The 20,343-nt window shown below is 59.5% G+C and carries 21 protein-coding genes and 1 riboswitch; of the genes, 13 read left to right on the top strand and 8 right to left on the bottom strand.

The features are described 5' to 3' along the window. Position 1: 1 nt before the first annotated feature. Complete coding sequence (upp, locus tag ACA044_RS25445; RefSeq protein ID WP_497443806.1) at positions 2–640, bottom strand: uracil phosphoribosyltransferase; 639 nt, start codon at positions 638–640, stop codon at positions 2–4. A 176-nt stretch (positions 641–816) separates the two neighbouring features. Between upp and ACA044_RS25440 the strand changes: the two genes are divergently transcribed. The 3 genes from ACA044_RS25440 (at position 817) to ACA044_RS25430 (ending at position 2,389) form a co-directional block, all read left to right on the top strand. Then, on the top strand, positions 817–1,374 hold the full coding sequence (locus ACA044_RS25440) for a hypoxanthine-guanine phosphoribosyltransferase (RefSeq protein ID WP_033061274.1): 558 nt from the start codon (positions 817–819) through the stop codon (positions 1,372–1,374). Positions 1,375–1,552: 178 nt separating this feature from the next. Beyond that, positions 1,553–2,038, top strand: coding sequence for a hypothetical protein (locus tag ACA044_RS25435; RefSeq protein ID WP_497443805.1), 486 nt, complete (start codon positions 1,553–1,555; stop codon positions 2,036–2,038). 63 nt (positions 2,039–2,101) lie between these two features. Next, positions 2,102–2,389, top strand: a complete 288-nt coding sequence (locus ACA044_RS25430) for a PA4642 family protein (protein ID WP_497443804.1) — start codon at positions 2,102–2,104, stop codon at positions 2,387–2,389. A 201-nt stretch (positions 2,390–2,590) separates the two neighbouring features. Here the strand turns inward: ACA044_RS25430 and mqo are convergent, their stop codons facing one another. Next, the gene (gene mqo / locus ACA044_RS25425) at positions 2,591–4,099 is read right to left on the bottom strand and encodes a malate dehydrogenase (quinone) (RefSeq protein WP_497443803.1); all 1,509 of its coding nucleotides are present in this window, start codon (positions 4,097–4,099) and stop codon (positions 2,591–2,593) included. Between the two features lie 738 nt (positions 4,100–4,837). Then, positions 4,838–5,071, bottom strand: a complete 234-nt coding sequence (locus ACA044_RS25420) for a hypothetical protein (RefSeq protein ID WP_497443802.1) — start codon at positions 5,069–5,071, stop codon at positions 4,838–4,840. A gap of 205 nt (positions 5,072–5,276) precedes the next feature. Here ACA044_RS25420 and ACA044_RS25415 point away from each other — a divergent pair, with 205 nt between their 5' ends. Further along, the gene (locus ACA044_RS25415) at positions 5,277–5,861 is read left to right on the top strand and encodes a YajG family lipoprotein (RefSeq protein WP_007905851.1); all 585 of its coding nucleotides are present in this window, start codon (positions 5,277–5,279) and stop codon (positions 5,859–5,861) included. Between the two features lie 348 nt (positions 5,862–6,209). On the opposite strand, the gene ACA044_RS25410 is transcribed toward ACA044_RS25415, so the two are convergent. Next, a complete protein-coding gene (locus tag ACA044_RS25410; RefSeq protein WP_007939788.1) occupies positions 6,210–6,416 on the bottom strand; it encodes a hypothetical protein in 207 nt (68 codons plus the stop codon). Positions 6,417–6,610: 194 nt separating this feature from the next. Between ACA044_RS25410 and ACA044_RS25405 the strand changes: the two genes are divergently transcribed. Continuing rightward, a complete protein-coding gene (locus ACA044_RS25405; protein WP_497443801.1) occupies positions 6,611–6,889 on the top strand; it encodes a hypothetical protein in 279 nt (92 codons plus the stop codon). Positions 6,890–7,085: 196 nt separating this feature from the next. Here the strand turns inward: ACA044_RS25405 and ACA044_RS25400 are convergent, their stop codons facing one another. Continuing rightward, positions 7,086–8,252 (bottom strand): 1-acyl-sn-glycerol-3-phosphate acyltransferase, encoded by a 1,167-nt coding sequence (locus ACA044_RS25400; protein WP_497443800.1) that lies wholly within the window; start codon positions 8,250–8,252, stop codon positions 7,086–7,088. Between the two features lie 139 nt (positions 8,253–8,391). On the opposite strand from ACA044_RS25400, the gene ACA044_RS25395 reads away from it, so the two are divergent. The 4 genes from ACA044_RS25395 (at position 8,392) to ACA044_RS25380 (ending at position 10,603) form a co-directional block, all read left to right on the top strand. Then, positions 8,392–8,574 (top strand): CPXCG motif-containing cysteine-rich protein, encoded by a 183-nt coding sequence (locus ACA044_RS25395; RefSeq protein ID WP_497443799.1) that lies wholly within the window; start codon positions 8,392–8,394, stop codon positions 8,572–8,574. Between the two features lie 9 nt (positions 8,575–8,583). After that, positions 8,584–8,844: a putative signal transducing protein gene (locus ACA044_RS25390; RefSeq protein ID WP_038981600.1), complete on the top strand. Its 261-nt coding sequence runs from the start codon at positions 8,584–8,586 to the stop codon at positions 8,842–8,844. A gap of 35 nt (positions 8,845–8,879) precedes the next feature. Beyond that, positions 8,880–9,503, top strand: coding sequence for an SOS response-associated peptidase (locus ACA044_RS25385; RefSeq protein ID WP_497443798.1), 624 nt, complete (start codon positions 8,880–8,882; stop codon positions 9,501–9,503). A gap of 281 nt (positions 9,504–9,784) precedes the next feature. Then, complete coding sequence (locus ACA044_RS25380; protein ID WP_497443797.1) at positions 9,785–10,603, top strand: M48 family metallopeptidase; 819 nt, start codon at positions 9,785–9,787, stop codon at positions 10,601–10,603. A 175-nt stretch (positions 10,604–10,778) separates the two neighbouring features. Here the strand turns inward: ACA044_RS25380 and ACA044_RS25375 are convergent, their stop codons facing one another. From ACA044_RS25375 to ACA044_RS25365, 3 genes are all read right to left on the bottom strand, one after another. Further along, positions 10,779–11,363: a TMEM165/GDT1 family protein gene (locus ACA044_RS25375; RefSeq protein ID WP_497443796.1), complete on the bottom strand. Its 585-nt coding sequence runs from the start codon at positions 11,361–11,363 to the stop codon at positions 10,779–10,781. Between the two features lie 88 nt (positions 11,364–11,451). Next, positions 11,452–11,576: riboswitch (yybP-ykoY riboswitch) on the bottom strand. 195 nt (positions 11,577–11,771) lie between these two features. Further along, on the bottom strand, positions 11,772–12,770 hold the full coding sequence (locus ACA044_RS25370; RefSeq protein ID WP_497443795.1) for a methyltransferase: 999 nt from the start codon (positions 12,768–12,770) through the stop codon (positions 11,772–11,774). 33 nt (positions 12,771–12,803) lie between these two features. Continuing rightward, entirely contained in the window at positions 12,804–13,769 is a 966-nt protein-coding gene (locus ACA044_RS25365; protein ID WP_497443794.1) for a 2-hydroxyacid dehydrogenase, read from the bottom strand. A gap of 284 nt (positions 13,770–14,053) precedes the next feature. Between ACA044_RS25365 and ACA044_RS25360 the strand changes: the two genes are divergently transcribed. From ACA044_RS25360 to ACA044_RS25345, 4 genes are all read left to right on the top strand, one after another. Then, positions 14,054–14,683, top strand: coding sequence for a LysE family translocator (locus tag ACA044_RS25360; protein ID WP_497443793.1), 630 nt, complete (start codon positions 14,054–14,056; stop codon positions 14,681–14,683). 188 nt (positions 14,684–14,871) lie between these two features. Beyond that, entirely contained in the window at positions 14,872–16,554 is a 1,683-nt protein-coding gene (locus tag ACA044_RS25355; RefSeq protein ID WP_497443792.1) for a fatty acid--CoA ligase, read from the top strand. A 334-nt stretch (positions 16,555–16,888) separates the two neighbouring features. Further along, positions 16,889–18,778, top strand: a complete 1,890-nt coding sequence (locus ACA044_RS25350; RefSeq protein WP_497443791.1) for a DUF1302 domain-containing protein — start codon at positions 16,889–16,891, stop codon at positions 18,776–18,778. Positions 18,779–18,806: 28 nt separating this feature from the next. Beyond that, complete coding sequence (locus ACA044_RS25345) at positions 18,807–20,171, top strand: DUF1329 domain-containing protein (RefSeq protein ID WP_497443790.1); 1,365 nt, start codon at positions 18,807–18,809, stop codon at positions 20,169–20,171. The last annotated feature ends 172 nt before the right edge of the window (positions 20,172–20,343 follow it).

The following is a 20,343-nucleotide window of genomic DNA, read 5'->3' as shown; positions in this document are numbered from 1 at the left end:
GTCACGCGTCCTTCTGCTTGGTGCCGAAGATCTTGTCACCGGCATCGCCCAAGCCTGGGATGATGTAACCGTGTTCGTTTAGTTTTTCGTCAATGGAGGCGGTGTAGATGGTCACGTCCGGGTGAGCCTTCTCCACGGCGGCGATGCCTTCAGGGGCGGCCACCAGGACCATCGCGCGGATGTCCTTGCAGCCGGCCTTCTTCAGCAAATCGATGGTGGCGACCATCGAGCCGCCGGTGGCCAGCATCGGGTCGATGATCATCGCCAGGCGTTCGTCGATTTCCGGAACCAGTTTTTCCAGGTAAGTGTGGGCTTCGAGGGTTTCCTCGTTGCGGGCCACGCCAACGGCGCTGACTTTGGCGCCCGGGATCAGGCTCAGCACGCCTTCGAGCATACCGATACCGGCACGCAGAATCGGCACCACGGTAATCTTCTTGCCGGCAATTTTCTCGACCGACACCGTGCCGCACCAGCCTTCGATGTCGTAGCTTTCCAGCGGCAGGTCTTTGGTGGCTTCATAGGTCAGCAGGGCACCGACTTCCTGAGCGAGCTCACGGAAATTCTTCGTGCTGATGTCGGCGCGGCGCATAAGGCCAAGTTTATGACGGATCAGCGGATGGCGGATCTCACGGATGGGCATGGGGAAAGGCTCCGGCGGCGGGCAAAAAAACCGGCCTAGATTAATCTATCCGAGGGTGTTGTCCTATAGACATACAGTACGTTAGTCCACAAACGCTTGATCTGGCCGTGCTTGATGCGTACCTTTGCCCGCTTTTCGTGACTACGTCCCCCCCCCATTCCCCCTTGGAGAGCGCCATGTCCGCTGATCTCGAGCATATCCGTCAAATCATGCGAGAGGCTGACTGCCTGTACACCGAAGCTGAAGTCGAGGCGGCCATCGCCCGCGTCGGTGCGCAAATCAACGATCAGCTGGCTGAAAGCAATCCGGTAGTGTTCTGCGTGATGAATGGCGGGCTGATTTTCTCCGGCAAGCTGCTGACGTATCTGAACTTCCCGCTGGAAGCGTCCTACCTGCACGCCACCCGTTATCGCAACGAAACCAGCGGCGGCGATCTGTTCTGGAAAGCCAAACCGGAAGTTTCGTTCATCGACCGTGACGTGCTGATCATCGACGACATCCTCGACGAAGGTCACACCCTGGGCGCGATCATCGACTTCTGCAAGCACGCCGGCGCCCGCGCCGTGCACACTGCCGTGCTGATCGACAAGGACCACGACCGCAAGGCACGCCCGGACCTGAAAGCCGATTTCGTCGGCCTGCCGTGCATCGACCGTTACATCTTCGGTTACGGCATGGACTACAAAGGCTACTGGCGTAACGCCAACGGGATTTTTGCCGTAAAAGGCATGTAACTCCGGCTACATATCCCCCTGTGGGAGCGGGCTTGCTCGCGAAAGCGTCGGCACATTCAACATGAATGTGTCAGTCAGACCGCTTTCGCGAGCAAGCCCGCTCCCACAGGGATCGGTGTCCACAGAAGCGTTTTCGTACACCCATGCTACAGTGCTCGGCCCGCCCCTGGAGCCATTCATGAGCCTTTTGATCCGCAGCTGCGCCGCCCTGTTGCTGACCCTCAGCCTGCCCCTGGCCGCCGCGCCAGCGCCGATGCATGCGCAGTTTTTGCCCCCGGACGACCTGACCCTGCGTGACGCTGAACCCGAGCAGCAACAACTGTTGCAGGTCACCGAGTATTCGGTGGTGATCGGCAGCCAGCGCCAGTCCAACCAACAGCCGATTCCCGTCACTTCGCCGTTACTGATCCGCCTCAAGGGCAAATCCTTGAACAAGGGCGCGACCATCAGCCAGGTGTTGGTCAACTTCGATGGCGAAAGTAAAAGCCTGAAAAAGCCGATCTATGACGACAAAAGCAAAACCCTGACCCTCTATTACCCGTTGGCTCAATACCGGGTGGTGATCGACTTGCTGCGCAACGACACGGTGTATTGCCAGTTTCTGAGTTACGCCAACGGTCATATCTGGGCCGATCTGCACACAGGCAGCGTTCGTCCGCGTTGAGCCATAGGCCCGCGCAGGGGTAAACTGCCCGCCCCGTGAAATGTCTGCGAGCTGGAGTCGGCAATGCGTAAAGATAAGAAGCAAGTGATTGGTGACGAGATCGGCGACGCGCAGATCAAACTGTTCCTCGATTTCGAGCCGGTCGATGCCACTTCGCCGTCGCTGCACAAACTGATCAAGGCGTACCGCGGCTTGCGCATCGATGACTTCGAGCGTTTTCTGACGTTCTTTGTTGAAGCCGGCTACGATCTGGATGGCAAGGATGAGCACGGCAATGACTTCGTCGCCCTGATCAAGGATCAGCGCAACGCCGCCGAGTACATCGAACTGATCAGCAAGGCTCGTGGTTAACGTCAACACACCGGCATTTGTGGCGAGGGAGCTTGCTCCCGCTGGGCTGCGAAGCGGCCCCAAAATTCTGCGAACGGCGCAGATTTTGTGAGCGCTGCGCACTCAAGCGGGAGCAAGCTCCCTCGCCACAAAGCTTGTTTCACCGCACATAAAAAAACGCCCCGCCCTCAATGAGGACGGGGCGTTTTTTATGCTGCCGAATCAAGCGTAGCTTTCGGTCTCGTTACTGGCTTCCACCAGTTCCAGCGCGACGTTATTGTGCGCATTGATCTTGCGATACAGCGCAGCGTCGGTTTCCAGAACCTTTTCCCGAGCCGGGAAGATTTCCGCCAGTTTGGAAGCCCATTCACCGGAGGCTTTGTTCGGGAAGCATTTTTCGATCAGCTCAAGCATGATCGAAACAGTCACCGAAGCACCTGGTGAAGCGCCGAGCAGGGCGGCAAGGGAACCGTCCTTGGCTGCGACCAGTTCGGTACCGAACTGCAGAACGCCGCCTTTCTTCGGGTCTTTCTTGATGATCTGCACCCGTTGGCCGGCCACTTCCAGGCGCCAGTCTTCGGCTTTCGCTTCAGGGTAGAAACGACGCAGGGATTCCAGGCGCTGCTCCATCGACTGCATCACTTCGCTGACCAGGTACTTGGTCAGGTCCATGTTGTTTTTCGCCACAGCGAGCATCGGGCCAATGTTGCCGGCACGGACCGACATCGGCAGGTCCATGAACGAACCGTGCTTGAGGAACTTGGTGGTGAAGCCGGCATAAGGTCCGAACAGCAGGGACTTCTTGCCATCGACCACGCGGGTGTCCAGGTGCGGCACGGACATCGGTGGCGAACCGACCGCGGCCTGGCTGTAGACCTTGGCCTGGTGGTGCTTGACCACTTCCGGGTTGTCGCAACGCAACCACTGGCCGCTGATCGGGAAGCCGCCGAAGCCTTTGCTCTCTTCGATGCCCGAAGCCTGCAACAGCGGCAATGCCGCACCGCCGGCGCCAAGGAAGACGAATTTCGCATCGACGTCACGGGTATTGCCGCTGTTGACGTCCTTGATGCTGACGGTCCAGCCGCCGTTGTTACGCTTCAAGCCGGTCACGCGCTTGCAGTACTTGACCTGGGCATCGGGTGCGCTGGTCAGGTGCTGGAGCAATTGATTGGTCAGGGCGCCGAAGTTGACGTCGGTGCCGTTCATGACACGGGTGGCGGCGATGACTTCGTCGGCCGGGCGGCCTGGCATCATCAATGGCATCCACTCGACCATGGTGGCCTTGTCTTCGGTGTATTCCATGTCCGAGAAGGCGTGGTGCTTGCTCAGCGTCTTGAAGCGTTCCTTGAGGAAGGAGACGCCGTCATTGCCCTGCACGAAACTCAGGTGCGGCACCGGGCTGATGAACGACTTGCACGAGCCGAACGTGCCTTTCCTGGTCAGGTAGGACCAGAACTGCTTCGACACCTCGAACTGGGTGTTGATGTGTACGGCTTTCTTGATGTCGACGGTGCCATCGGCGGCCTGTGGCGTGTAGTTCAGCTCACACAGCCCGGCGTGACCGGTGCCGGCGTTGTTCCACGGATTGGAACTCTCCGCGGCACCGGAATCCATTAGCTCGACGACTTCCAGCTTGATCGCGGGGTCGAGCTCTTTGAGCAGTACAGCAAGGGTGGCACTCATGATGCCGGCCCCAACCAGTACTACGTCGACTGCTTCGTTATGCGCCATTTAACGCGTCTCCAAAATCTGCAGCACCAAATTGTCGGCATAGCTGCCAGGAGTGATGGGGCGTGTCAGTGATGCCCCAGGTACCCATGGCCAGGATCGCCATGTCCGAATCTTCGCAATTTTTCGCAACTTCGACGGATGCATGCGGCCTGGCTTCAAGAGTTACATGAACTCATTTCGGCGCGCGGCTGGCAATTCGACTTATGGTCGAGACATCCGTTTGTGCAACCAAATCCGTAGCGGACAGGCTTCAGGCTCCGGTATTCGAGGAATATCCGGTCCTGTGTCGTTGGGCTGTTTCAGACGCTAATGGTGCATATTCAGACGCAAAACTATTCATTTGCTCGCCACACTCTTGTGAAGTTGTGAAAACCCGTTTTTTTCACGCTCTTTTGAAGACGTGAACCTCAAAAAGGGCTGTCCCAGCCTGGCACTGTGCCCGGATGGATTGCCGCCATGTGATACATGACAGGCAAAACGGGCAAAAAGCTCAGTAACCGAGCGTAATGACAGCTCTGCAGATTCGCGAAAAGTGGTGATTTGCTTAAGGAACAGCAAGCGCGCCAGCTTCACTCGATCTGTGTGGGCGGCTCTCTGTGGGCGGTGCGGGGTGTCAATACCAAGGCATTGACGATGCTGCGAGGCCCGATCAGGAGACGTCCTTATAATCGGGGGGAGATTGTAACGAAGAAACGCAGGGAAATGGTCGTGTTTAATGACTTTTATTAGGGTGTCTGGTCAGGTGGTCAGCAGTTGTTGCGTCCGCGCGCGTGGTGGGTGCTGGCTGACACGTGCGTTGGCGGGCAGGGGATGGTGAAGCCAGTTGAGGCGGATTTCTTCGATTTCGACCCAGCCATCGCCCATGGGCTGCAGGCTGCACTGTTTGAACGCCTGGCAGCGGCCATTGCGGTCGAGCAGGGCAAAGCTGCGATGCCGTGGGCGTGGGGCGAACAGCGAGATGAGAAAACGCATGGCAAAGTACCTTGTGGGGTGACTGCTATGAAGGTTGCCAGTGAGCGATGACGTGCCCGTGTATGGACGGTGACAGATATGTGACAGGAACCGCCCTGTTCAGGGTTTGTCAGAGATTTCAGTAATCGTTGTGCGAAGCTAGTTCGCCGCAGTGGCGCACCGCTATACTGCGGACCTGTTAGTGCCTGATTCTGGAGAGAAGAGCATGTTGCAACGCCTGTTGTTCGGTTTGATCACTGTGACCAGTTTGACCCTTGTCGGCTGCGCCCACAGCCCGCAACAACTGAATCCCGAACCCAAGCTGACGGCTCAGCTGGCGCCGGTCGGCCGTGGTCAGCCGGTGGTGGTGCGTGTGGTGGACGGTCGTCCGTCGCCAACCCTGGGGACCCGTGGTGGTCTGTATCCGGAGACCAGTGCGATCACCGTGCAGGGCGCTCAAATTCTGCCGAAGCTGCAGGCTCAGGCTGAGGCCGCTGTGCGCTTGCTGGGCTTTACGCCGACGGCCAATGCGCTGAATGCACCGCAATTGACGGTGACCCTGGCCGAGCTGAAATATCAGTCGCCCAAAGAGGGCTTGTATGTGACTGAGGCAACGATTGGCGCGACGTTCCGTTCGGATGTGCAGAATGCCAACCGCCGTTACAGCGGTCGCTACGGTGCATCGCTGGACCAGCGTTTTGGCATGGCGCCGAATCAGGAAACCAATACCAAGCTGGTCAGTGATGTGTTGAGTGATGCGTTGACTCGCTTGTTCAAGGACCCGACGATTGGTCAGGTGCTTGCCGAGTAACGGTTTGCGGCTTGTTTAAAGAACCCGGTGTCAGTGATGGCGCCGGGTTTTTTTGTGCCCGCAGATTCATTGTGGAAGCGAACCTGCTCGCGATTCACCTGTAGGAGCGAGGCTTGCCCGCGAAGGCGGCCTGACAGCCGACCAATCCGTTGCAGATGCACACCGTTCAACTGTGGGAGCGGGCCTGTGGCGAGGGGGCTTGCCCCCGTTTGAGTGCGTAGCACTCACAAGATCTTTGGTACATCAGAGATTTTGGGGCTGCTTCGCAGCCCAACGGGGGCAAGCCCCCTCGCCACAGGTCGCTCCTACAGGGGGATCACCTGTGTGGCGCGGACTTCGGCACGACGCTCAAGCCGCCTCCGAATAAAAATCCAGAACACTCACCCCCGTCAGCAAATCCGTCTCCGGCAAGTCCGCATGTTGGTGCCCGCCCAACGCGCAATACACCAGCCAGTGGCGGTCCTGAACGTTGAAGGCGAGGCTGCCGACGAGTGTTTGTTGTTCGTCGCTTTGGGCAATGAGGTAAAGGCGATCCTGGTTTTCGGCGTGGAGCATGACGGGGTCCGTGTCGGTTTCGAGGGGCGACAGACTGGCGGATTCAGATGACGGCACCGTGACACAGGACAGTCATTGGCTAAATGGTTTCGTTATTTGTCGGAAAGCCGGGGCAGGTCGGAACGCTTTCGGTAGAATCCGCCCCGCGGTCGTCAGTTGGGCGTCTGCCACACTGGTTCTGCCTGAGGTTCGTGATGTCGCTGCATTTGATTTCGCTCTTTACTGCTCATCCCGCCAAATTGATCAATCTGCTGGCGTTGCTGTTTGCGTTCCCGGGTGGCTGGTTGCTGCACGCGACCCGTCGTCGCGAACAGCGCGCCATGGCCAGTATCGAGGCGCAGCGCCAGAGTCGTCCCAACGAAGAGCCAACGCTGGATTGGGCGACCCTGCGCATGAACCGGTTTTTCTACCGCTTCGGTTTTGCCTGCCTGGGGATGGCGTTGCTGGTGTCGTGGATCAGCACGCGGGTCTAAACGCGACCTGGCCCTTGTGGCGAGGGGGGCTTGTCGGAACGCCGCATCGCCCCGTTCGGCTGCGCAGCAGCCGTAGAACCGATGGCCGCGGTATGTCTGAAAGAACAGCGATTGCAGATTATGGGGCTGCTTCGCAGCCCAACGGGGGCAAGCCCCCTCGCCACAAAGGCGCCGTTGTCATAGCCAGTCATTGCCTTTACAGCGGCACCCCGGCCTTGACCCGATACTGATTGCGCACCGGCGTCGCATATTGCAGCACCAGGAACGGGCGATGTTCTTCAGGGCAGGCCTCCAGCCGGCGTTGCCATTCTTCCTGGGCCTTGGCCAGTTCATCGGCCGCAAACACCTCGGTCGCTTTCGGCACCTGCAATTGCGGGTCGGCGTCTTTCCACTGCGCATACGCCAGGTAGTGCACCGGGAACAACCGGTAACCGCCGAGGATCTGCCGGTCCATCTCAATTGCCAATTGCTTGGTGTCGTCGAACAGTTCGGTGATCGGTGCGGCAAAGTTCACGTGAACCCGGCCCTTATAGCCGGTGATGCCCTTGGCGATGCTCACGTCATCCTCGCCCGGTGCCTTGGTGTAGCTGCCGGTGGTGGCGCGGATGTACAGCTCGCGGGCCTTGGCCTGGTCGCACGGGTCGTATTCGTAGCTGATCGACACCGGAGTGAGGTTCAGCGAGCGGATGACTTCGCCGAACGGCTCGTCCTTGCGGCTCATGTGGAACATCTTGAGGATCGCCGACTCGGTGCGGTCATCGCCATCCTTGGCCCGGCCTTCGGCCTGGGCGATCCAGATCGAGGCGCAATCGTTGCGGATCGAGTGGTTGATGTACGCTGACAGCAACTGGTACGCCGCCATTTTCTCGCGGCGACCGGTGATCGAACGGTGCACGATGAAGCTCTTGTTCAGGCGCATCAAATCGCTGACAAAAGGCTTTTGCAGCAGGTTGTCGCCAATGGCGATGCGCGGGGTCGGCAGGCCGGCGTGGTACACGGCGTAGTTGACGAAGGCCGGGTCCATCACGATGTCGCGGTGGTTGGCGATGAACAGATAAGCGCTGCCGGACTTGAACTGCTCGACGCCGGTGTACGTCACCCCGTCGGTGGCCCGCTCGATGGTGTGGTCGACGTAAAACTCGACTTTGTCCTGCAACGTGGCCACCGACGTGACGCCGGCGAACTCACGGCGCAGCCGATGCGCTATAAGAGGTTTGAGCATCCAGCCTAAAGCCCCGGCATAACGCGGGAAGCGGAAGTGGGTGAGGATATCTAGAAACGCCTTGTCGCCGAGCAGTCGTGCCAGCACTGCTGGGACTTCGCTGTCGTCGTAAGGTCGGATGGCATCGAATTCGCCCATCATGCTCTCTTGTTGGAAACGGCTAGGGTAAGTAAAGGTTTGGATCGAAAACCAACGGGGCACGGTCTGAAAAGGTAGTCAGACGAAAATAGCCCTGCAAATAGACCGGCGATTATACGCACAAGTCACCTGGGAGACCGCGATGCTGGAAACCGACCGCTATACATGTCCGTATTGTGGGGAAGAGTCCGAGGCGCTTCTGGATCTGTCCGGGGGGGATCAGATCTATATCGAAGACTGTCCGGTCTGTTGTCGGCCGATCAAGTTTCATCTCGAAACCGATGGTTTGGAATGGATGCTCGAGGTTTACAGCGAAAACGAGTGAGGGGCGCGAATGCAGCGAATCTACGAGCCGGAAAACCTGATGGAAGGCGAATTGCTGCAAGGCATGCTCGCCAGTGAGGGCATCGAGGCGCACCTGGTTGGGCGTGATTTGGTCGGCGGCACCGGGGAGCTGCCGATGTTCGGCCTGCTGGGTTTATCGGTCGATAACGATCAGGCCGAATACGCCCGGGAGTTGATCACCGCGTACAATGCCGCGCTGCCGCTGTCTGGCGATGAACCGGACAGTTTTCCCGGCACGCTGGTCTGTTAGGCTGACGTTCGTTTGATCAAGAGTCGTATTGCCCCATGTGTGGACGTTATGCCCTGTTTCGCTGGAACCCCGCCTTTGCGGCCCTGCCCGGATTCCCTGTCGATCAGCAGGCCCAGTGGAATATCTCCCCCAACGATTCGGTGTTGATGCTGCGTGCAGGCGCAGACGGCCAGCGTGAGTTGGCCCGCGCCCGCTGGGGGCTGACGCCGCCGTGGCTGACCGATCTGTCCCGCACCCCGGCCCACGCTCGCGCCGAAACTGTTGCCGAGCAGCCGATGTTTCGCGAAGCCTTGCGCCTGCGCCGTTGCCTGCTGCCGGCCAATGGTTTCTATGAATGGCGCGGCACCACACGCAAACGTCCGTACTGGCTGACCCCGGGGGAGGGCTCGGCGCTGTTCTTCGCGGCGATCTGGGAGGCGTATCCGGTGCAGGAGCAGGTGTGGCTGAGCACGGCGGTGATCACCCAGCCGGCCTCGAGTCAGCGTCGGCCGTTGATTCTCGATGCGGCGGGGCAGGAAGCCTGGCTCAACCCGGAAACGCCGTTGCATGCCTTGCAGGCGTTGCTGGCCAGTGAGCCCGCGGCGTTGCGTGAGCGGGTGCTGGCGAACATGGTGAATGATCCGAAGCTTAATGGGCCGGAGTGTTTGACTCCCGGTTGATGAGTTGTCTGTGCTGACGCCTTCGCGAGCAAGCCCGCTCCCACAGGGGATTTTCTGTGAACACATTATTTGTGAACACTGAAGATCAAATAATGTGGGAGCGGGCTTGCTCGCGAAGGGGGCCTTTGCTCAAACGGAGTGCTGGATGTGAGGCACTATGTGAAATTTTTCTTACGAGTTTGAAGGGGCTTTTCTGAAAGTGCGTGCTGCACGTCTGTTGTATCTGGCGCCGATGCAATTCACCGCCTAGGATACGCGGCATGTTTCCAGGGAGCTTCTTGATGAATAAGACATTGGTTTTGTGTGCACTGAGCGCAGGTCTGCTGCTCGCCGGTTGTCAGTCGGTCAACACCACTAGCGGTGGCGCCGTGGGCGTTGAGCGCAAGCAATACATGTTCAGCATGTTGTCGACCGCCGAGGTCAACCAGATGTACGCCCAGTCTTATCAAAAGACCGTCGGTGAGGCGAGCAGCAAAGGGGTGCTGGACAAAACCAGTAATGATGCGAAGCGCGTTCAGGCGATCTCCAAGCGGCTGATTGCCCAGGCGCCGGTGTTCCGTCCGGATTCGGCCCAGTGGCAATGGGAAGTGAATCTGATCAAGAGCGACGATCTGAATGCCTCCTGCGGGCCTGGCGGCAAGATCATTTTCTACTCCGGGCTGATCGACACCCTGCAACTCACCGACGACGAAATCGCCGCCATTATCGGCCATGAAATCGCTCACGCCTTGCGCGAGCACGGTCGCGAAGCGATGTCCAAGGCTTACGGTATCGAAATGGCCAAGCAGGGTGCTGGTGCGTTGTTCGGTCTGGGCGAGGGCAGCCTGGCCCTGGCGGACACCGTAGCCCAATACGGCATGACCTTGCCCAACAGTCGCGGCAATGAAAACGAAGCAGACTTGATCGGCCTCGAATTGGCGGCCCGCGCCGGGTACAACCCGAACGCGGCGATCACCCTGTGGAACAAGATGAGCAAAGCCTCGAATGGCGCGCCGCCAGAATTCTTGAGCACTCACCCGGCGTCGGCCAGTCGGATTGCTGCCTTGCAGGCGGCGATTCCGAAGGTGATGCCGTTGTATGAGAAAGCACCGAAACCCTGATAGTCATTGGGTGAGGCTTGTGGCGAGGGGGCTTGCCCCCGTTGGGCTGCGGAGCGGCCCTTCTTGAGCTCCTCACCACAATGCTTCAGTTACGCAGCAGTCTGTTTTGCGACTGCTGCGCAGTCGAACGGGGGCAAGCCCCCTCACCACAATCTGTTTCTCACCAGATCCAGGGTCAAACCCACCCACTGCTCTCCATCGCCGTGTACACCGCAACTATTGCCAAAACCAGGAACGCCGACGCCGCCAGGCGACGGATCAGGGTCAAGGGCAGTTTGTCCGCCGCAAAGTTACCTGCCAGTACCACCGGCACGTTGGCAATCAACATCCCGGCGGTGGTGCCGATGATCACCAGCCACAGATCCGGGTATTGCGCGGCGAGCATCACGGTCGCGACCTGGGTCTTGTCGCCCATCTCCGCGAGGAAAAACGCAATCAGCGTGGTCAGGAACGGCCCGAATTTGCGGGCGGTGCTGGCTTCGTCTTCGTCCATCTTGTCCGGCACCAGAGTCCACAGCGCGGTGGCGGCGAAGCTCGCGGCGAGGATCCAGTGCAACGTCGCATCCGAGAAGAAACTGCCAAACCAGGCGCCTACCGCACCGGCTGCCGCATGGTTAGCCAGGGTCGCGGCGACGATGCCGGCGATGATTGGCCAGGGTTTGCGAAAGCGGGCGGCGAGAATGAGCGCGAGCAGTTGCGTCTTGTCGCCGATTTCGGCCAAGGCAACGATTGCGGTGGGAACGAGTAGAGAGTCCAGCATCAGGGTTTTCCTAAGGGGCGGGTCGACACGGCTATGACACGTACAGCCTTCCCGCCCCGGGTAAGGTGTTCGTGTCATAGGTCTTGTCAAACCCTGCGATCCGTCTGGTGCGGACGCTTGGGTCGCATACGCCATGGCCTGAGGACCAAGTATGTTGACGTATGCCGGACGAGCATGGCGCTCGTGGGAGACTACTCCCCTAGGACGGAGCGGATTCTGCCTAGGCAAATCCGATTGGGCAAGCCCCAATGTCGGTAGTCAAGTTGCAGAACCTGTGGGAGCGTGGCTTGCCCGCGAAGAACGATGACGCGTAATGCCTGAAAAACTGCGGTGCATTCTTCGCGGGCAAGCCACGCTCCCACAGGATCTTCGTCGCTCTAGGGCAAGTCCTGTTTTGCAAAAGTGTTTTCAGCCGCGTTTGGCCCGGTAGATTCGGAAACCCTGTCCTTCAGCCTTGATCGCACACACGCCCAGATGCTCTTCGATCAGCGGTTGATACTTCAGGAAACTGTTCGCTACCAAGCGCAGTTCGCCGCCGTTTTTCAGATGTTTAGCTGCTTTTCGCAGCAAGTTCTCGGTGGCGAAGTAGTCGGTGTGTACGCCGACATGAAACGGTGGATTGCTCAGAATCGCGCTCAAACCCATGGGCGCGGCATCAATGCCGTCACCGGTCATCACTTGCGCGTCCAAACCGTTGGCGGCCAGGGTCAGGCGACTGCTGGCGGCGGCAAACGCGTCCACATCGAGCAAGGTGACCTGGTTGTGTGGATAACGTCGCTTGACCGCCGCCCCCAACACACCCGCGCCGCAACCGAAGTCCAGCAAGTGGCCGCTGGGCAGTTTGTCCAGATGTTCCAGCAGCAGGGCACTGCCGCGATCCAGTCGACCGTGGCTGAACACGCCCGGCAGGCTGATGACTTTCAATGGACCTTCGGCCAACGGCAGTTCATAGGTCTGTGCCAGGCTTTCCAGTGATTTGGCTTCTGGCGCATTGGCCACGGTGACCTGCCAGAGCTGGCAATGCCGTGCGCTGTCGAGCTTGCGGGGTTTGCCGAAGGGGTTCAGCTGCTTGGCCGCGCCTTCGATGCCACTGCGTTTTTCGCCTACCAGGTACAACTCCCGACCGGCCAAACGAGAGGCGAGGGCGTTGAGGATGTAATCGGTCAGGTCCTTGGACTTGGGCAGAAACACCACGGCGCTGTCGAACTCGCGCTCGGGCGCATTCACGCCAAAATGGCTGCGCTCGGTGAAACGGGCGTCCAGCGCCGCTTGATCGCCAGCATGCCAGCACCAGCCGTGGGCATCGGGCAAGCGGCCCAGCAAATCGTCGGCGGGCAAACCGGCCAGCAGCACCGAACCCTGGAATAACTCGGCCTGACGAAGCAGTACTTCACTGCGCGGATCCATACTCTGCTCCTTGAAAAAAAGTGCCGCAGTTTATCAACTGACGACCCGCAGCGCTTTACCGCTGAAGTAGCCCTGAGCGTTTTCGGTCAACTGGCCAACGATTCGCTGCCGCGCTTCGCGACTGCCCCAGGCGTTATGCGGGGTGACGATCAGCCGTGGAATGTCATGGGCCAACAGTGGATTGCCAGCGGTGGGTGGTTCGACGCTCAACACGTCGGTGGCCGCGCCGCCCAGGTGACCGTTGCGCAGGGCGTCGGCCAATGCTTGCTCGTCAATCAAACCTCCGCGCGCGGTGTTGACCACGAAGGCGCCGGGCTTCATCGACGCCAGTTCGCGGGCACCGATGAAGTGCCGAGTGTGTTCGTTGAGCGGGCAGTGCAGGGTCAGCGCGTCGATTTGCGGCAGCAGCTCATCCAGTGGCAAGCGACCCGGTCGGGCAGGGCGCCCCGGAATCTGCCCCAGCAACACGCGCATGCCAAACGCCTCGGCCAGCCGCGCCACGGCACTGCCCAGTTCACCATGGCCGAGCAGGCCGAGGGTTTTGCCTTCCAGTTCGACGATCGGGTAATCCAGCAGGCAGAACTGTTTCGCCTGCTGCCAGCGACCTTCGGCGACAGCTTTCTGATAGTCGGCCAGGCGCGTCGCCAGATTCAGCAACAACATAATCGTGTGCTGAGCCACCGACGGCGTGCCGTAACCCTGGCAGTTGCAAACGGTGATTCCCTGAGCGCGGGCGGCGGCAAGGTCGACGTTGTTGGTGCCGGTGGCGGTGATCAGAATCAGCTTCAGATCGGGGCTGGCCGCCATGGCCGCCGCATCGATCAGGATTTTGTTGCTGATAGCGACGGTGGCGCCTTTGAGGCGTTCGATCACCTGACCAGGCGTGGTCTGCGCGAACAACTCCAACTCGCTGAAGCACTCGCGCAGCGGGCAGAGGTCGAGATCGCCGAGGTCCAGGGATGGATGGTCGAGGAAAACGGCGCGGCGAGAGTTCGTCATCAACTGTACCTTTTGTGCATTGAACTGAAGGCGTAATCTGCCGAGCCTACCAGATGAAACAAACCGTTATGTATTGCCAGGTCTGGCACAAAACCTGTGGCGAGGGAGCTTGCTCCCGCTGGGCTGCGCAGCGGCCCCAACTCAGGCGACCGTGTATTGTCAGACACACCGTGTCATCCGGTTTACGACTGCTTCGCAGCCGAGCGGGAGCAAGCTTCCCTCGCCACAGAGGTGAAGTCGGCCTCAGAGTTTTTTATTGATCAGCCTGCCCAAAAGGAGCCCCCATGTACTGGACAGAGTTCTTGACCGTTGCCCTGATTCACCTGCTGGCCGTTGCCAGCCCCGGCCCGGACTTCGCCGTGGTGGTGCGTGAGAGCGTGACCCACGGTCGCCGTGCCGGGACCTGGACGGCGCTGGGCGTCGGTTCGGCGATTTTCCTGCACGTTGGTTATTCGCTGTTGGGTATCGGGCTGGTCGTGTCTCAGTCGATCGTGCTGTTCAACGCCTTGAAATGGGCCGCTGCCGCGTACCTGCTGTACATCGGCTTCAAGGCCCTGCGCGCGCAACCGGCCCCACCTGCGGCTGACGACCTGCATAAGGAGGTCGGCGAGCGCACCGTGCGGGGCGCCTTTACTTCGGGCTTCGTGACCAATGGCTTGAACCCGAAAGCCACGCTGTTTTTCCTGTCGCTGTTCACTGTGGTAATCAACCCGCACACGCCGCTGGCGGTACAGGCCGGCTACGGGATTTACCTGGCAGCGGCGACGGCTGTCTGGTTCTGCCTGGTAGCGATGCTGTTCAGTCAGCAGCGCGTGCGCGCCGGTTTCGCCCGTATGGGCCACTGGTTCGACCGGACCATGGGCGCAGTGCTGATCGCCATCGGCGTGAAACTCGCGTTCACCGAGATGCATTGATTGCTCGAAATAGGCCTGCGCCTGGTTCGGCTGCACGTGATGGATAACGAATTCCTGCAAATGCTGGCGTAAAGCTAGCATTTGTACGGCTGTGCAAATCATCCCTTTGGCTGATTTGACTGGCGTTCAAGGGCTCTAGAGTGCTTAGCTTTAAAAGCCAAGACCGTGCAGTCAGAAAAGGGACTCTTATGTTGCAGACTCGCGTTATCCCCCCAGCCGAGGGCGCTTACCAGTATCCGCTGTTGATTAAACGGCTGTTGATGTCCGGCGCTCGCTACGAAAAAACTCGCGAGATCATTTACCGCGATCAATTGCGCTACAGCTATCCGACCCTGATCGAGCGGGTCGCGCGGCTGGCCAACGTGCTGACGGCGGCCGGCGTGAAGGCCGGGGATACTGTGGCGGTGATGGACTGGGACAGCCATCGCTACCTGGAATGCATGTTCGCGATCCCGATGATCGGGGCGGTGATCCACACCATCAACGTGCGCCTGTCGCCGGAACAGATTCTCTACACCATGAACCACGCCGAGGACCGCTTCGTGCTGGTCAATAGCGAGTTCGTCGGGTTGTACAAGGCGATTGCCGGGAACCTGAGCACGGTGGAGAAAACCCTGCTGCTGACCGATCTGCCGGAAAAAACCGCCGATCTGCCGAACCTTGTCGGCGAGTACGAGCAGCTGCTGGCCGCCGCGAGCCCGCAGTACGACTTTGAAGATTTCGACGAAAACTCCGTCGCCACCACGTTCTACACCACGGGCACCACCGGTAACCCCAAAGGCGTGTATTTCACCCACCGGCAACTGGTGCTGCACACCATGGGTGTGTCGACCATCATGGGCTCCATCGACAGCGTGCGCCTGCTGGGCACCAACGACGTTTACATGCCGATCACCCCGATGTTCCATGTGCACGCTTGGGGTTTGCCGTATGTAGCGACCATGCTCGGGCTCAAGCAGGTCTATCCTGGCCGTTACGACCCCGAATATCTGGTGGAGCTGTGGCGCAAGGAGAAGGTGAGTTTTTCCCACTGCGTGCCGACCATTCTGCAAATGCTCCTCAATGCCAAGGCGGCACAAAATACCGATTTTGGTGGCTGGAAAATCGTCATCGGCGGCAGTGCGCTCAACCGTGCACTGTACGAAGCGGCCAAAGCCAAGGGCATTCAGTTGACCGCCGCTTACGGCATGTCGGAAACCGGGCCATTGGTATCGTGCGCTCACCTCAACGATGAGCTGATGGCTGGCACCGAAGATGAACGCACCACCTACCGGATCAAGGCTGGTGTGCCAGGGCCATTGGTCGAGGCCGCGATCGTCGACACCGACGGCAACTTCCTGCCTGCCGATGGCGAGACCCAGGGCGAACTGGTGCTGCGTGCGCCGTGGCTCACCGAGGGTTATTTCAACGAGCCGCAGAAGGGCGCCGAGCTCTGGGCCGGGGGCTGGCTGCACACCGGCGACGTGGCGACGCTGGACAGCATGGGCGTGATCGATATTCGCGACCGGATCAAGGACGTGATCAAGACCGGCGGCGAGTGGATCTCCTCTCTGGACCTGGAAGACCTGATCAGCCGCCACCCTGCGGTACGCGAAGTAGCAGTGGTGGGCATCGCCGATCCACAGTGGGGCGAGCGGCCGTTTGCGCTGCTGGTAGTCAGGGAAGGGCATGAGATCGGGGCCAGGGAACTCAAGGAGCACCTCAAGCCGTTCGTTGAGCAGGGGCACCTGAGCAAGTGGGCCATCCCGAGCCAGATAGCCGTTGTTACTGAAATTCCCAAGACCAGCGTCGGCAAGCTCGACAAGAAGCGTATCCGCGTCGACATCACCGAATGGCAGGCCAACAACAGCACCTTCCTCTCGACGCTTTAAGCGTCATCTGGCGTGCCCGAAAGGGTACGCCAGCCCCACCAAGCAAGCGCTTGGCTTGTGAAATCCGAATTTTCAGCCATCCTTGCCGTGCCGACATGTGTCGGACTGGCGAAAGGACTGTTCCAGAGTGGCCGGCAGCTGCAAATCACACTTTAGAGGGATCAAGCACTACTACCTGCTGGCTATAGTCCGCTCAAGGATTTTTAAGAACGGAGCGCACGCACAAAACGGGGCGATGCAACTTTGGAGTGATTTCGGACCGCTTGGCTTCCGGTCACCCACAACGTTTTTAAAAGTACTCAGCCATAACAATAATGCACATGGAGTAGCGTCGATGACATCAGTAAACCAATTCTGGCGCCGGGCGAAACTGCCCCTGGCGGTCAGTCTCGCCTCTTCGCTCGCCGGGCCTGCATTCGGCGTCAGTTTCAACGTCGGTGAAATCGAAGGTCAATTCGACTCATCCCTGTCGATCGGAGCCAGTTGGTCTACTCAGAGTCCCAACAAGAACCTCATCGGCGTCAATAACGGGGGGCACGGCCTGTCCCAGACGTCCGATGACGGTCATGCCAACTTCAAGAGCGGTGAAACCTTTTCGAAGATCTTCAAGGGCATCCATGACCTTGAATTGAAATACGGCGACACTGGTGTCTTCGTCCGGGGTAAATACTGGTACGACTTCGAACTCAAGGATGAAAGCCGCGAGTTCAAGGACATCAGCGACAGCAACCGCAAGGAAGGCGCCAAGTCCTCCGGCGGCCAGATCCTCGACGCCTTCGTCTACCACAACTACGCCATTGCCGATCAGCCGGGTTCCGTGCGGCTGGGCAAGCAGGTCGTGAGCTGGGGTGAAAGTACCTTCATCGGTGGCGGTATCAACTCGATCAACCCGATCGACGTGTCCGCGTTCCGTCGTCCCGGTGCCGAGGTCAAGGAAGGTCTGATCCCGGTCAACATGTTCTATGTGTCCCAGAGTCTGACCGACAATCTGTCGGCCGAAGCGTTCTATCAGCTGGAATGGGATCAGACGGTCGTCGATAACTGCGGCACCTTTTTCTCCCAGCCCGACATCATTGCCGATGGTTGCGACAACAACCTGCGTGTGCTGAACAAACGTTCGACCATTCCGGCCGTAGCACTGGGCCCATTGGCTGCTGCGGGCGTCGACGTCAACGAAGAAGGTGTGCTGGTGCGTCGTGGCCCTGACCGCGATGCGCGGGACAGCGGCCAGTGGGGCGCGTCCTTGAAGTACATGTTCGAACCGCTCGATACCGAGTTCGGCGCGTACTTCATGAACTACCACAGCCGTGCGCCGATCTTCAGTGCCACCGGTGCTCCGCAATCGGTCTACAACGGCGTGGCGGCATTGCCGGCCGCCTTCAGGGCGTTGGGGCCATTGGTCGTTGCGGGTAACTCGGAATACTTTGTCGAGTACCCGGAAGACATCCGCCTATACGGTCTGAGTTTCTCCACCACCCTGCCTACCGGTACGGCGTGGAGCGGTGAGCTCAGCTACCGTCCGAACGCGCCGGTGCAACTCAACTCCACCGATATCCTGTTCGCCGGCGTGCGCCCATTGGGCGGTACCCTGGCCAACGCTTCGCTGCTCCCAGGCGTGCCGGGTCAGGACTTGCACGGCTATCGCCGCAAGGAAATCACCCAGTTCCAGACCACTCTGACGCACTTCTTCGATCAGGTCATGGGCGCCAGCCGTCTGACCCTAGTGGGCGAAGTGGGTGTGACCCACGTCGGCGGCCTGGAAAGCAGTTCCGAGATCCGTTACGGCCGTGACCCGGTCTACGGGCCTGGTGAGTTGCCGTCCACCGCAGGCCTCAACACCTGCTCGGCGATCCTCAACACCAGCACCATCAACGGTGCCGGCGCAGGTGCTGCTACCAACAACCGCAGCCGTAATTGCGATGACGAGGGCTTTACCACGTCGATGTCGTGGGGTTATCGCGGTCGGGCCATCTGGGAATACAACGACGTATTCGCCGGTGTGAACCTCAAGCCGAACGTGGCCTGGTCCCACGACGTGAGCGGTTACTCGCCCGGCCCTGGCGGCAACTTCGAGGAAGGTCGTAAAGCGGTGAGCCTGGGTGTCGATGCCGAATACCAGAACACCTACACCGCGAGCCTGGCCTACACCAACTTCTTCGACGGCAAGTACACCACCGTGGATGATCGCGACTTCGTTGCGCTCAGCTTCGGCGTGAACTTCTAAGCACTGTATTTTCAGGACGAACACATTTATGAAAATAACAAAGAGTCTGTTCCACGTTGGCGTTCTGGGGCTGTCGCTGCTGGCAACCGGTGTCATGGCGGCGGTCCCTGCGGCCGAAGCGGACAAGCTGGGCAAGAGCCTGACCCCGATGGGCGCCGAGATGGCGGGCAACGCCGACGGTTCGATCCCGGCCTGGAAACCCATGCCGAAAAACGCCGGTAGCGTGGACAGCAAGGGTTTTCTGTCTGATCCGTTCCCGAGTGAAAAACCGCAGTTCACCATCACCGCGCAGAACGTCGACCAGTACAAGGACAAGCTCGCGCCGGGCCAGTACGCGATGTTCAAGCGCTACCCGGAAACCTTCAAGATGCCGGTCTACCCGTCCCATCGCGGCGCCACCGTGCCGGATGAAGTGTTCGCCTCCATCAAGAAGAACGCCACCAACACTAACCTGGTGTCCGGCGGCAACGGTCTGGAAAACTTCGAAACCGCGATCCCGTTCCCGATTCCGAAAAGTGGCGTTGAAGTCATCTGGAACCATATCACCCGTTATCGCGGCGGCAGTGTGACCCGTCTGATAACCCAGGCCACACCGCAGCCGAACGGCTCGTTCAGCCTGGTGTACTTCGAGGACCAGTTCGTGTTCCGCGACAGGATGAAGGATTTCGACCCAAAAAATCCGGGCAACATCCTGTTCTACTTCAAGCAGAAAGTGACCGCGCCGGCTCGTCTGGCCGGTGGCGTGCTGCTGGTGCACGAAACCCTCGACCAGGTTAAAGAACCGCGTTCGGCGTGGGTCTACAACGCCGGGCAGCGCCGTGTGCGTCGGGCGCCGCAAGTGTCCTATGACGGGCCGGGTACTGCTGCCGATGGCCTGCGTACCTCCGACAACCTGGACATGTACAACGGTGCGCCGGATCGCTACGACTGGAAGCTCGAAGGCAAGAAAGAGATGTACATCGCCTCCGACAGCTACAAGCTCGATTCGCCACAACTGAAGTACGCCGACATCATCAAGGCCGGTCACATCAACCAGGACTTGACTCGCTATGAACTGCGTCGGGTCTGGCATGTAGTCGCTACCCTGAAGGAAGGTCAGCGTCATATCTACGCCAAACGAGACTTCTACATCGACGAAGACACCTGGCAGGCGGCTGTGGTCGACCACTACGACGGTCGCGGGCAACTGTGGCGCGTCGCCGAGGCTCACTCCCAGAACTACTACGACAAGCAAGTGCCGTGGTACACCCTCGAAACCCTGTACGACCTGCAATCGGGCCGCTACCTGGCCCTGGGCATGAAGAACGAAGAGAAGTCGGCATATAACTTCGGCTTCACCGCGAGCACCGCAGACTTCACTCCGGCCGCTTTGCGTCAGGAAGGCGTTCGCTAATACGTTGTAAACCGAGGCCGCATCCTCGAAAAAACGCCCCGACTGGTTCGGGGCGTTTTTTTTGGAATTTTGTATCGGGGCGCACTTGTTAACGCGGGGAAGGGGCTCGCAAAACATCGGTGCCTGTGATGGCCTCTTCGCGAGCAAGCCCGCTCCCACATTTGATCTTCGG

It is taken from the genome of Pseudomonas sp. LBUM1673, assembly GCF_059695645.1.
Note: the sequence above shows the minus strand (reverse complement) of the source record. Positions and strands in the feature narration are given on the sequence as shown.